Source organism: Kibdelosporangium philippinense, from assembly GCF_021390435.2.
GTDB classification, from domain to species: Bacteria; Actinomycetota; Actinomycetes; order Mycobacteriales; family Pseudonocardiaceae; genus Kibdelosporangium; species Kibdelosporangium philippinense.
On sequence record NZ_JAJVCN010000002.1, the window covers coordinates 2312672 to 2326036 of the forward strand.

The following is a 13365-nucleotide window of genomic DNA, read 5'->3' on the forward strand; positions in this document are numbered from 1 at the left end:
ATGTGGTGTAGCAGAGCGGCGAGGAATGTGCGGTCGGGTGGGGTGAGGCGCGGTTTGCTGATTTGTCGTTGCAGGATGGTCAACTGGTGGCGTAGGACGAGGATCTCGATGTCTTTGTCGGTGTTGCTTGTCGGCAGGAGCCGGAGCAATGCGAACACGCTGGAGAGCGCGAGGTAGAGGGGTCGCAGCACGACGGCGCATCTTGGTGCATTGTCCACCGGCAGGCTTCATGAGTGTCGGAGGTGCGCAGGTCAAGGCGTGCGGATGGGGTTGTCGGCACCCACAACGTTCCGTCAAACAATCTGGGAGGGCGCGTGAGACGCCTCGCTTTTGCGTTGACATTGATCCTCGCGGCGTCGCCGGTTGCCGCGGAAACCGGCGACGCCGTTGTCAGCAGAGTCGTGACGTCCGGGCTTGCCGACCCGTACGAGATCACCTGGGGACCGGACGGATTCATTTGGGCCACGGAGAAAAGCGGCCTGCGGGTGGTGCGGATCGACCCCCAGACGGGTGCGCAGAAAACCGCGGTGACGATTCCCGACGCGATCCACTCGGCCCAGGACGGGGTTCTGGGCATGGCGTTGCATCCCGGTCTGCTCCACGGGGAGAATTTCGTTTTCGTCGCGTACACTTACGATGTCGACCCCGGCCCAGACGTCGTGCACCAGACCAAGATCGCACGTTACACCTACGACATCCAGTCGCAGCGGCTAGTCCGCCCGGGCGGCGTGATCATCGGACTGCCTGGCGGCGTCGACCACCAGTCGGCCCGGCTCGTGCTGGGCCCGGACGGCAAGCTGTACTACACCATCGGCGACCAGGGCGCGAACCAGTTCGCGGCCAAGTGCGAGCCGAACCTCGCGCAGCGACTGCCGACCGCCGCGGAGGTGCAGGCTCGCGACTGGACTGCCTACCAAGGAAAGGTCCTGCGGCTCAACCAGGACGGCTCGATTCCGGCCGACAACCCAGTTCTCGCCGGCGTCCGCAGCCACGTCTTCAGCTACGGCCATCGCAACGCGCAAGGCCTTGTCTTCGGCTCCAACGCAACCCTGTACTCCAGCGAGCACGGGCCCAAGACCGACGACGAGGTCAACATCATCAGCCGTGGCACGAACTACGGCTGGCCTCATGTCGCTGGTTTCCGTGACGACAAAGCCTACGTCTACGGCAACTGGTCAGCGGCGCCGGACTGCGAGGAGCTGGCATTCGACGACTACACGATCCCGCCGTCGGTGCCGCAGAACAAGGAAACCGACTGGCACAGCCGGGACTTCGCAGCTCCTATTAGGACGTTCCACACCGTGCCCAGTGACCACGACTTCAAGGACCCGAAGTGTGCCGAAAGCAAGATCTGGCACCTCTGCTGGCCGACAGTCGCTCCTGCCAGCCTCGACTACGTCTCCGGCTCACTGCTCATGCCTGTGCTGAAGGAAGGCACGGTTTATCGGTTGGCTCTCAGCCCAGACGGCAAGAAGGTGACTTCCGTCAAGCCGCTGTGGCGGACCACCAACCGGTACCGCGACACCGCGATCAGCCCCGATAGCAAACGGGTCTACGTCGCCACCGACAGCGTCGGCAACACCAAGGACCCTTCCGGGAAACCCACGAACAAGCTGCGGAATCCCGGCTCGATCCTCGAATTCCGGTTATATAGTACGGCAGCCAGCGCGTCCAGTGACGGGAAGCACACAGTGGACGTTTGGCGACATTGGCCATATTTCGTCATTTCCGGCCGATTCGCCAGCCGATGACGCCCCTTGTTCAGGGGTAGGCTTTTGTGATTGTGCGAGCTAGGGGAGGCATGCGGTGCGGCAACCCGCGGTTGTCCGCAGAGATGGCCTGCTTGGTACTCTCAGGATTCATTGCTCTCTATCTCGCAGCCTGCACTAATGACGAACGCGATCATGGGTCGAGTTCGGTGCCGTTCGTTTCGACTGCGGTAGTCCTGTCTCCGCAAGCCTCCGATCATCATGACCACCACTCCGGCAGTGATGGCTGCGGCTTGCTGATCCATGCTCCCTGCGGGCTGCACAGTCTTGCCAAATCTCAGAATGTAGCTTTTCTCGCCGCGCTCTTGGCGTGTGTCGTGCTGTTGCTGTTGGCGGCGGGCGACACGTGGCCACACTCGTCTTCCCAGCGTCGTGTCTATCGAATCCGTCCTCCACCTGATGGTCGCCGGTGTGGGCGTGCCATCCTGCTCTCTGTTTGTGTTGCGCGGACCTGATCTGGGATCGGCCGCGGCGGTCGGTGACGATCGTGGCTGGTTCGGCCGCGCGATTGGCGTCCGTATCCGGTCACCTCACTTGATCACGCCACTGTCTTGAGCGCCTGTATCCGCTTGGGACGTCTCGGTGTGCGCCGACTGCTGCGGGTTCATCCGACCTTTCCCGCATCAGTTGTCTCGAGGGACCAGGACCATGAACAGATTTCTCATGCACACCACCAACACCGGCACCGTCGTGCCGCACCTGTTGGACGCGATCGGGTCCACCACCACGGTCAGCCTGACTCGCCTCACCCGACCCGGTGAAGCAGACCTGGTGGCGAAATTGGAAAGCGGTAATCCGGGCGGCAGTCTGAAAGACCGCCCCGCCGCGCACATTCTTCGACACGCCGAACGCGCCGGATATCTGCGACCTGGCGGTACGATTATCGAATCGTCGTCCGGCAATTTCGGCATCGCGCTGGCGATGTTCGGCGCGGCGCGTGGGTACCGGGTGATCGCGGTGGTGGACCCGAAGCTGACGCCGACCAACCGAGCACTGTTGGAGGCGTTCGGCGCGCAGATCATCGTGGTAGACGAGCCAGACGATGCCGGCTCATACCACAAGACCCGCATCGCACTGGCCAACCGGCTGCACCGCGAGATCCCGAACTCGTTTCGGCCCGATCAATGCTTCAACCCGCTCAACAGCGACGCCCACTACCGCACCACCGCCGAGGAACTGCTCGCCCAATGCGGGCCCGAGCTGTCGGCGATCGTGTGCACGGTGAGCACCGGTGGTCACCTCGGCGGTATCGCCCGCCTGGTCAAACACCGCGCCCCCCACATCACGATCATTGGGGTCGACGTCGAGGGCTCCACCGTGTTCGGCGGCACCGCCCACCCCTACCTCACCCCCGGAATGGGATTGAGCTGGACCCCTGCCAACCTCGACGACCTGTCCCGCATCGATGCCGTCTACCAGGTCAGCGACGAGCACGCCTACCGCGCCTGCCGCACCCTGGCCCGCGCCGAAGGCATCCTGGCCGGCGTGTCCACCGGCGCCGCCCTGATCGTGGCGCTGGCCGCAGCCCTGCACCGTCCGGCAACGCAGCGGGTGGCGCTGCTGGCCAACGACCGCGGCGAACGCTACCTCACCACAGCCTTCAACGACGAGTGGCTGCGCGCCCACAGCCTGACCACCGACACCAGCGTCGACAGACTGCGCGCCGCCGCCGACCGGCTGCGGCCCACCTCGACCCGGGTCGCACAGGAATGCGCCAACTACCGACCCGACCTCGCCACCGCACTCGGCACACCCACCACCACCCACCTCCCAGCGAACGCGCGATGAGCGGCATGATCACCACCCTGCGCCAGCCCGTGGTGTTGCGGCTGTGGCTGGCCCACACCGCCTCGGCGATAGCCACCGGCATGCTGCCCACCGCACTCACCCTCGCGGTATTGGACCGCCACGACGGGTTCACGGTGCTCGGCCTGGTGCTCGGTACCCGCACCCTCGGCTTCGTGGCCGGGTCGCTGCCGGCCGGGGTAATCGCCGACCGATACCCCAGGGCCGCCGTGCTCGCCCTGTCCAGCGTGATCAGAGCGGCCGGGGCGGCGATCGTGGCGATATTCGTCGACCTGCCGATAGTCGCGCCGTGCACCGCCGTGTTCCTGGCCGGCGCGGGCGAAGGGCTGTTCCGCAGCGCCTACCAGGCGTTGATCGGCGAGCTGGTGGCCGAGCGGCACCGCCAGGCCGCCAACGCCGCCACCACTCTGAGCCTGCGCGTGTGCCTGGTCGGCGGGCCCACCGCCGCGGTCGGGCTGTACGCCGCCTCCGGCCGAACGACCAGCCTGCTGCTCGCCGCCGGGCTGTGGCTGCTGGCCGCCGCACTGGCCACGCGGATCGGCGGTGCCCGGCCGGACCCGACCCGCACCCCCCGCGGGGTGGTGGCCGAGTTCGCCGAGGGACTAGCCGAGGCGCGCAGGCACCGCTGGTTCCTGGCCGGGCTCGGCGCGCTGGCGGTGTGGCTCGCGCTCGGCGAGGCCGCCAAGTACCTCATGCTGCCGGTGATCGGCCGGGAACGGTTCGGCGGCGACTGGCTGATCGCCGCCTCGCTGGGCGCCTACTCGGCCGGCGCGATCGTCGGCGCGCTGCTGATGAGCCGCTGGCGACCCCGGCGACCCGGCATCCCAGCGATGATCATGCTGGGCAGCTACGGCCTGGTGCCACTGACCCTGGCACACGCCCAGCATGCCTGGGTGATCATCGCCTGCTGCGCTGTGGGCGGCACAGGCATCGAGATCTTCAACATCCCCTGGTTCACCGCCATCCAACGCGAAGTCCCCCAACACCTCCAAGCCCGGGTGTCCTCTGTGGACTTCCTCGTCTCCTACGGCATCAGCCCACTGGGCCTGGCCGCGCTGCCCGCGGTCATCGACGCCGCCGGCGGGCCGGTCGTGCTCACCACGTGCGGGGTGCTGGTCATCGCCGCCGCCGTCGTGACGCTGGCGGTACCCGGCATGACGACCTTCACCGACCGCCGCGCCAGCACCGCCTGCGGCCCCGCACCGACGCCCGCGCACGGCTCGCGGCAGATCAACCAGACAGACAGGCACCAGGCCACCACGGACGAGTAACGAGTCCGGTGTGCACCACCAGCAGCTGCGGCCAGATCACCGGAATAGGGCCGACAGATCAAACAGACCCGGCGTGACTGCCGGATGGTAGCGGTGGACGGCCGCGATCGGCGGCCCCATGGACCAGCACCTGCTGGTCGGCCTCGGCTCCGGGTTCACCCAGGCAACTTCAACCCGGCGACAATCGACGAGGCCTACTGGTGTGGCGACACAGCAGCATTCAGCACGCGCCGACTGCTCGCCAGCAACGAAGGCCTGCTGCTCGGTGGCTCATCGGGCGCCGCCGTCTTCATCGCGCTAGCCGTCGCCCAACGGCTGGGTCCCCATCACAACGTCGTCGCGATGACATCTGACGGGGGCGAGCGCTACCCCTCACCCTGCTCGGAATCCCGACCCCAACCAGCACAAACCGACTTTGACGACCCCTGCCCTTCCCCGGCGGCCAACTCACACCGTGGCCCGTACGCCCGGCAGGACGTCTGACGCGCTTGCCGTGCTCAGACATCCGGACGGGCCACCGAGTTGACCTGATCACGAGCGCTGACGAGACTCGGGTAATGCCGACACGTTCCGCTCGGTGACGCTGTGGGCGAGCTCGCGCGTCGCCGCGAGCGAAGGAGGTGCAATGCAGTCTGATGAGCTCCCGTCGCTGTACGATCGCCTCGGTGGCGTATACAACATTGCCGCCGTCGTCGACGACTTCATCAATCGGATCATGACCGACGACCGGCTGAACAAGAACCCGGCCGTCGACCAGGCACATCATCGGGTTTCCCCGCCCGGATTCAAATACCTCGTCACGGAGATGGTGTGCTCCGCCTCCGGCGGACCACAGCAGTATTCGGGGCGGTCGCTGGGCGACTCGCACCGGCACCTCAACATCACCGACGACGAGTGGGCCGCTTTCCTGGATGACTTGCACAAGTCGCTCGCGAAGTTCGAGGTATCGAGCGCGGAGGAGAAGGACCTCGTCGCTATCGTCGAGAGCACGAAGGATGCGATCGTCGTCGCCCCGCTGCAGTCCAGGCAACCGCCCTTGTAGCCAATGCGGCCGAGAAATAGTCGGCGAACCGGCGCGCGATCACCGGATCGAACACCACCTCGCCTTGTGCCAGTTGCAGTTGGTGATACGGGCTCCGCTGGAGCGCCTGGCGTCTCCGTCCGAGGCGGTCCTCACTATGGACGATCTGCATCGAGGAGATGACCTTCTGAGGGCCCAGCCGTGTGCTTGGCGCGGTGGGCGTTGTCGACGATGGCGCCGACGATCGTGGGCCATGCGCCGGGCGGGAAGTCGTGGCCCATGCCTGGAATGAGCAGGAGTCGTGCACCGCTGATGGCGGCGGCTGTCGCTTCACCGCCAGAGTAGTGGCACATGCGGTCCGACGTTCCGTGGATGACGACCGTGGGAGCCGTGATCTGCATTACGAGCGTCCAAGGCCCGGGTCCCTCTTCCAGTGGTAGATCTGGCCGTCGCGACGCTCGTACGAGGTCGGTGGACGTGCGGGGCAAGTCCACACTGTCAGCCGGCCTCACCCGCGTTGCTGGCCTTCTCGTCCCGGCGGCCGACAATGTGCGACCAGCGACGCATTATGGTTCTGTGGTGTACGAAATGCCGGAAGCGCGACATTGACCACAAGGCGCCACAGGACAGGCTTGAAGCCCCGCGGCCACATCACTAAACTTTGCTCTTTAGTTTCTTCCTTTCACATTTATTCCTGACGGGGGTGTCTCGTCGGGACGGGCAGGGAGATGGCGCACCACTCCCGCAGCCAAGCGTAGAGATTCTTACGTCCATTTTCCTACTTCTGGTTACGTCCTGACTAGACCATTGGATGGAGAAGAGCTTATGGCCAGGAAGGCAAACAAAGTTCTGACCCGAGCGACCCTGGGTGCGTTATGCGCACTGTTAGCCGGCGGGATCACCGCCGTCGCCGGTCCCGTCGCGTCCGCGACGCCCGCTGCGCCCGGCCCGGCCGGGGCGGGCGAGGTCGCGGCGTTCGCGGTGCCGCCGCACAGGATCATCAACCGCAACAGTTACAAGTGCCTGGACATCAAGTACGGCGACACCAGCGAGGGCGCCCAATCCGATGAGACGTACGTCGTGCAGCGCCGGTGCGACTACCGGCGCTATAGCCAGATCTGGACCGGTGACTACTACGGCGGCGACGAGTATCTCGTCCGCCACGGATACAGCGACAAATGCCTGGATGTGACCGGGGCCTACGACGCGTATCTCGTACTCCACCATTGTGACCACTACCGGGTGACCCAGCGATGGCACATCACCGGTGTGGGACGTGGCGACCATGTCTTCTACAACCCCGCCACGGACATGTGCATGGGCGTCTACCGCTCCGACCGCGAGGACGGCGCGTACGTGGTGACCGAGTACTGCGACAATTACAAAAAGAACCAGCGATGGTTCGCCGGTCGGGCGTAGTTCTCGCATCGCTGTAACGTTTTGTTTCGTTTCATGTGGTCCGAAACACCAGGAAATCCGACGCTGACCCAGCACGTCTGCGTCCTCGTCGGATTCCGATTCCAGAGATTCCAAATTTCCAGCTGGGGTAGCAGCGCGCATTTTCACGCAAGGGGCAAGCATCGAGAAAGGCGTTGACGTGCCGACACGTGTCTTCATCCGTGGTTGGCTGGTGGCGGCCGCGACCGTCACCGCCATCACGACCACAGCAAGTGGCCTCCCGGCCACATCCATGTCTCACGCCGTCACCAGTGCCAGCACCGACAGCGTCGTGGTGCGCTGGAACCAGACGTTGTTGCAGGCCATCCGCACCGGCACCCTCGGGCCACCTATGGTGGCCCGCGCCCTGGCCATCGTGCACACCTGCGCCTACGACGCCTGGGCCGCCTACGACGACAAGGCGGCAGGCACCCGGCTGGGCGGGCACCTGCGCCGCCCACCCCACGAACGCACTCTGGCGAACAAAAACGAGGCGATCAGCTTCGCCGCCTACCGGGCCGCAGTCGACCTGTACCCGGCAAGCAGCCCACAGTTCGCCGACCTCATGCGGCACCTCGGCTACGACCCCCAGCACACCCCGACAGATCCCACCAGTCCCGCAGGCGTGGGGGTAACCGCCTGCGCGGCGGTGCTGTCCTTCCGGCACCACGACGGCGCCAATCAACTGGGCGACCTCGCCCCCGGCCCGTACGCCGACTACACCGGCTACCACCCAGTCAACGCCCCGATGACGGTGGCCGCGCCCATCGACCCGGCCACGGTCCGCGACCCGAACAAATGGCAGCCGCTGGTGTTCCCCGACCAGTCCGGCCGACAGGTCACGCAGAGCTTCCTCGCCCCGCACTGGAGCAAGGTCGTCCCGTTCGCGCTGAAGTCCGGGGATGAACTGCGCAGCCCCACCGGCCCGGCCATCTTCGACAAGAAGGCCTACGAACGGCAGGCCCGCGAGATGCTCACCATCAGCGCCAATCTCACCGACCGGCACAAGGCAACCGCCGAATACTGGGCGGACGGCCCTCGCAGCGAGACACCCCCGGGCCATTGGTGCCTGTTCGCCCAGTTCGTGTCCCAGCGCGACGGCAACACCCTCGACGCCGATGTCAAGCTGTTCTTCACCGTGACCAACGCGCTGCTTGACGCCAGCATCGGCGCCTGGGACAACAAACGCTTCTACGACTCGGTCCGGCCGATCACCGCCGTGCGGTTGCTGTTCCGCGGGCAGCAGGTGCGAGCCTGGGCCGGCCCCGGCCTCGGTACCCGGACGATCGACGGCGGCACCTGGAAGCCATACCAACCAACGTTTTTCCCGACCCCGCCGTTCGCCGAGTTCACCTCCGGGCACTCCACCTTCAGCGCCGCCGCGGCAGAGGTGCTGAAGGCATTCACCCACAGCGACAGGTTCGGGCTCACGGCAACCATCCGGGCCGGTTCCTCAAAGGTCGAACCAGAGATCACGCCGGGCACCGACGTCGCCCTGTCCTGGCCGACATTCAGTACCGCCGCCGATGAAGCCGGCATCTCCCGCCGCTACGGCGGCATCCACCTCGAGGAAGGCGACGAGGAAGCCCGCAAACTCGGCCAGCAAACCGGCCGCCGCGCCTGGACTAAAGCCCATCAACTCTTCCAAGGCCACGGCACCCCCTGACCCCATTCCCCGCGTAGCGACTGCTGAAAGTGCTGCTCTGCTGTTGCGGTGTACCACACTGCATGGGCTGGGCGACGAGCGGACCGCCGGCGGCGGGATACTCGCGCCCACAACGGGATCACACTGAAGGCCGTGCCAGCCGAGCGGCTGCCGGCACCGGGTCCTGGGTCAGCGAAGCGACGCGGACGCCTCACGCGCGACGGACGTGGATCCGGCCACCAACACCGACCAGGCCCGGCAGAACCTGGGCAGCGACCCGACCGTCCCTGGGCAAACCACCCCTGGCACCGCGCCCGGCCAGCGTGTCGGCCCGGCCGACCTTCTGGCGCGATCGTGGACGAAGGCGCGGGTTCGGCGCCCATCATCCTGGATCACCTCGGCGCCTGCTTGACCGAACTCCGCAGGCAACTGGCGACCGAATCGTGAACCGGCTTACCAGGATTCACCGAGTCCTACCAGCACACATCCGACCAGGCCGGCATGCCCGCGCCCCCGTCCGCCACACTGTGCACGAGCACACCGAGTGCAGCTCCCGGGTCGCCCGGCAGAGTTCCCCCACCGCCGACGACGGACTGCATGCACCCCGGAATACCCAGGTCCGAAGACACATGAACCTGCTACCGGGCAAGGCGGTCCGCTCCACCGCCCGTGTCGTGTGTCAACCCGAGCACTGCGGTCGTATGTAGGACGGCATCGCCGTAAGCCGGGAGCGCTCCCGCGGTGGGTCAACAGCACCCTCCCCTGCATCGTCCCGATGAGCGAGAATTCAAGACCCGGCACGACCGGTGTCGGACCCCACCACGATGGGTAAAGATGATCACGCGTCGTACCCGTCTCGCCCGCAGGAGCCGCCGCTGTGCCTGAGCACCACGCCGTCGTCGAGCAGTGGCTCGCCATGCCGCACCCAGATCTGACCGACCATATCCGCCGCCTCGTCCGCGGCGGCTCGACGCCCAGTCCGGTGTGGACAGCCGTCGGCACCCATCCGGTCCTGGCCGCGCGCGTGCGCGGCATCCTGTCCGCACTGCACGCCCAGATGGCCGATCACCGCGACCACGCCATGTGGACACTGTGGATCACCAACGCCCGCCGCGCACTCACCACACCCCCACCCGCCCCCGCTCGACCGGAATCCCGCCACGCGCGGACGCCCCACCACCCACCCGGCTCACCGCGAGCACGACAACCCCTCACTGCCACGCCACGTCACCGTCCCACCACCATCACGCCCGTCACGTTCCTGGCCCCCGGCCAGACCACAGCACCAGATCAACACAACGGCTGAGCAGGCCAACCGTGTCGCCCTGGCCGCGGTAGGTCGTGATCTTCATGGCTCGTAGGCCGAATAGCTCAAGATCGTCGCCCCACCAACCACGCAACCACCTGAGCACTCCCGCACCGACTACACGCCAGACCTTGCCCAGACTCCGCCCTGCTGGTTCGCCCGGACACCGTCCTAGGCTGGCATCGCGACCTGCTCCGCCGACGCTGATCCGAAAATCGATGGTGAGTGGGCAGGCCGAAGGCACCCGGCGTAGCGCAGCGGAGCCGGGTTGGTAGTTGGGTTGTCAGGCCGCGGGTTCGAGGGTGACGCGATAGCCCAGAGCGGCCAGTTGGCTGATGTGGTTGCGGACCTTGCGTTGAGTGTTGGTGTGCTGGACGAAGTAGTCGGCGCCGAGGTCACGGAACCGGGCGTTGGGGTCGGATAACAGGTGCCACATGATCACGAGAATGGAACGGCCGACCGCGACGATGGCCTTCTTGGCGCCACTGCGGCGAGCGATGCGCCGGTAGCGTTCGCCGAGAAAAGTGTTGGTCCTGCTGGCGGACACTGCGGCCTCGCCCAGGATTCGGGCCAGGTAAGGGTTGCCGTGCCCGGTGGCAGCTTTGCCTTTCTTCTTGCCGGCCGACTCCGACACCCCGGGAGCGAACTTGGCCCAGGAACACAGGTGGCCCGGAGTTGGGAAGCGTGCCATGTCCAGCCCGATCTCGGCGATGGCTACCTGGGCGGCGGTGCGCCCGACGCCGGTGATCTCATCAAGCTGGTCGACCGCTGTGGCGAAAGGGGCGATCAACTCCTCGATCGCGGCATCCACTCGGGCGACGTCAGCGATCCCGGCATCCACCCGGGCCAGCATGGTCGACAACAGGAACGCGTGATGATCGGTGAAAAACCCGGTGAACGCCTCTTCCAGCCTGCCGATCTTGCGCCGCATCGAGGTGCGGGCCAGCTGCGCGAGTACCTTCGGGTCCCGCTGCCCGGCGACCAGCGCGGCCAGCATGGCCCGGCCGGACACCCCGAAGATGTCCGAGACCACCACCGAGAGCTTGATCTGGGCATCTTCCAGGAGCTTTTCCACCCGCTGCTTCTCCGCGGTGCAGACCTCGACCAGGTCACGCCGATACCGGGTCAGATCCCGTAGCCGGCGGATCGGTGACGGCGGGACAAAACTGGGCCGGATCATCTGCCGCTCGGCCACCTTGCACAACCACACCGCGTCCAATCGATCCGTCTTCGGCCGGCCGGGCAGATGCTTGACATCGCGGGCGTTGACCAGCCAGGTCTCGAACCCGTGCGCCTCCAACAGGTAGAACACCGGCTTCCAATAGTCCGATGTGGACTCCATGACCACCCGGGTCACGCCCAGCCCGGCCAGCCGATCAGCCAGCACCAGCAACGACCGGGTCATCGTCGAGTACGGCCGGACCTCCTGCAGCCGCTTACCCGGACGCGCCTCATCGGGCACCCGGACACAACACATCACCTCGGCCTTACCGATATCCAACGCGGCCACCCGCGCGATGATCTCCTCGTTGTCCTGTGTCTGCTCCAACATCGGCCTCTCCCCGAGCGTCCGGCGGGGCGGCTACCCGCGGGAGCCCAGGCAACAACGAATCTGATCCGCGTGCTCGAAGCAACAATCAAGGGCCCACCAAGGGCTCCCAGCGTCCGACTAACGCACGGCCTTCACAGACCATAGAGACAACGACGTCAGCGGGCAGCCAACACCGATTTTCACCCCTCAACGGGCGTCCTCACCAGAGGACAGAGTGACTAACGCCACAGCGACCTGACCGTGTGGCAGATCTCACCGACGCCGGCATCGACCTCGCACCCCAGCGCGCGTCGAGCACCGGCCATACGGAAGTCACCCCTTTTACCGTTCTTCGATGGGGCATTGGAATCTGGCGTTCCAGCATCGTGCGTGCGCATATTTTCGGTGCTAGGTGGCGCATCAGCGCCCCGATCTGGTGAGGGCATCCTGCTTGGCCGGCTCGTGATGGCGGATGAACGCCAGCGGCGTGATTGCGCATGGTGTCGGGTACATGCTGAGGCAATTGAGCCATACCTGAGGGGAGTTGGAATCGATGACAACCGCTCACATCGAGCACACCGGGGGCCACGACCACATGCACGGCGACGGCTGTGGCCACGTTGCTCTCCCGCATGGTGATCACGTCGACTATGCGCATGACGGCCACTTGCACCGGGGCCACGAGGGGCACTACGACGAGTGTGAGCTGACCGAGCACGCCATCCACGATGGGCACGACCACAAACACGGTGAGAGTTGCGGCCATGTGGCCGTACCGCATGGTGATCACGTGGACTATGGGCATGACGGCCACCGTCACGCCGCTCACGGAGACCACTACGACGAGCACTGACGCCAGCGACCCGGATACGGGATGCGTTGAGCGGGCGAGACATCAACTGGACGCAGCCGACAGCCAGCCCGGACAACACAGTTCCGCGTCTACATAGGACAGATGCGCCCCGGGTGTTTGGCCGTTGAAGACATCAGATTGTGGATTGCTGGTCTGTCTCCGCCAACGCGGTGAGGACACCTCCCACCACATCCGGATGGCCAAGAGGCATCGGCGGCTCTACCCGGTTCCGGTGATCGCGTACGCTGCGCGCGACAACTCGAATCCGCATCCGGCCCGCGGCAACACCCCGGTCGCTGGACAGCGTTGGCGAGTTACGCTCGCCGGGTCCTGGGTCGACCAGCAACACAGATCGGACGGTGGCGCCAAACTGCGCGGCGAGGGCGATCGCGGCATCGGACACCGTTCCGCTGGCCACCAGGTCGGCTTGGACCTGCTCCTGCGCCAACGTCTCGAGCACGTCCTCGACATCCCACAACGCCCCGCCACTAGCCGGTACCCGGCACCAAGCAACCTGAAACCGCTCGGCAAGCGGCCGCCAGGTCGCGGGCAGCGTCGCATGCCTAGCCTCACCGGCCGGATCCACCACCACCAGAGCGGGCCCGCGATCCAGCCCAGCCCACACAACCGCCGGGCCCCTCGCCCGCGGACCATGACTTTCAAACTGCCGCACTGAGAGGTCACCTCACCAGTGTCAGCACCCGGCTACCCAGGTCCGCCGATGCC

At 66.1% G+C, this 13365-nt stretch carries 10 protein-coding genes; 8 read left to right on the plus strand and 2 right to left on the minus strand.

What is annotated here, in order from left to right; genetic code table 11:
• Positions 1-314: 314 nt before the first annotated feature.
• The 7 genes from LWC34_RS29625 (at position 315) to LWC34_RS29660 (ending at position 10255) form a co-directional block, all read left to right on the plus strand.
• Positions 315-1751 (plus strand): glucose/sorbosone family PQQ-dependent dehydrogenase, encoded by a 1437-nt coding sequence (locus LWC34_RS29625; protein ID WP_233728365.1) that lies wholly within the window; start codon positions 315-317, stop codon positions 1749-1751.
• Between the two features lie 681 nt (positions 1752-2432).
• Positions 2433-3557 carry a PLP-dependent cysteine synthase family protein gene (locus LWC34_RS29630; protein ID WP_233728366.1) on the plus strand — a complete coding sequence of 375 codons (1125 nt, stop codon included), beginning with the start codon at positions 2433-2435 and terminating at the stop codon, positions 3555-3557.
• Positions 3479-4846 carry an MFS transporter gene (locus tag LWC34_RS29635; RefSeq protein WP_233728367.1) on the plus strand — a complete coding sequence of 456 codons (1368 nt, stop codon included), beginning with the start codon at positions 3479-3481 and terminating at the stop codon, positions 4844-4846. Before LWC34_RS29630 ends, LWC34_RS29635 begins: the two co-directional genes overlap by 79 nt.
• A 625-nt stretch (positions 4847-5471) precedes the next feature.
• Complete coding sequence (locus LWC34_RS29640) at positions 5472-5888, plus strand: group I truncated hemoglobin (protein ID WP_233728368.1); 417 nt, start codon at positions 5472-5474, stop codon at positions 5886-5888.
• Between the two features lie 804 nt (positions 5889-6692).
• Positions 6693-7286, plus strand: a complete 594-nt coding sequence (locus tag LWC34_RS29650) for an RICIN domain-containing protein (protein ID WP_233728369.1) — start codon at positions 6693-6695, stop codon at positions 7284-7286.
• A 178-nt stretch (positions 7287-7464) separates the two neighbouring features.
• A complete protein-coding gene (locus LWC34_RS29655) occupies positions 7465-8970 on the plus strand; it encodes a vanadium-dependent haloperoxidase (RefSeq protein WP_233728370.1) in 1506 nt (501 codons plus the stop codon).
• Positions 8971-9826: 856 nt separating this feature from the next.
• Entirely contained in the window at positions 9827-10255 is a 429-nt protein-coding gene (locus tag LWC34_RS29660; RefSeq protein WP_233728371.1) for a hypothetical protein, read from the plus strand.
• Positions 10256-10538: 283 nt separating this feature from the next.
• Here the strand turns inward: LWC34_RS29660 and LWC34_RS29665 are convergent, their stop codons facing one another.
• On the minus strand, positions 10539-11807 hold the full coding sequence (locus LWC34_RS29665) for an IS110 family RNA-guided transposase (protein WP_233723845.1): 1269 nt from the start codon (positions 11805-11807) through the stop codon (positions 10539-10541).
• 532 nt (positions 11808-12339) lie between these two features.
• On the opposite strand from LWC34_RS29665, the gene LWC34_RS29670 reads away from it, so the two are divergent.
• Positions 12340-12639, plus strand: coding sequence for a hypothetical protein (locus LWC34_RS29670; protein WP_233728372.1), 300 nt, complete (start codon positions 12340-12342; stop codon positions 12637-12639).
• 133 nt (positions 12640-12772) lie between these two features.
• Here LWC34_RS29670 and LWC34_RS29675 read toward each other — a convergent pair whose 3' ends face one another.
• Positions 12773-13312 carry a hypothetical protein gene (locus LWC34_RS29675; RefSeq protein ID WP_233728373.1) on the minus strand — a complete coding sequence of 180 codons (540 nt, stop codon included), beginning with the start codon at positions 13310-13312 and terminating at the stop codon, positions 12773-12775.
• Between the last annotated feature and the right edge of the window lie 53 nt (positions 13313-13365).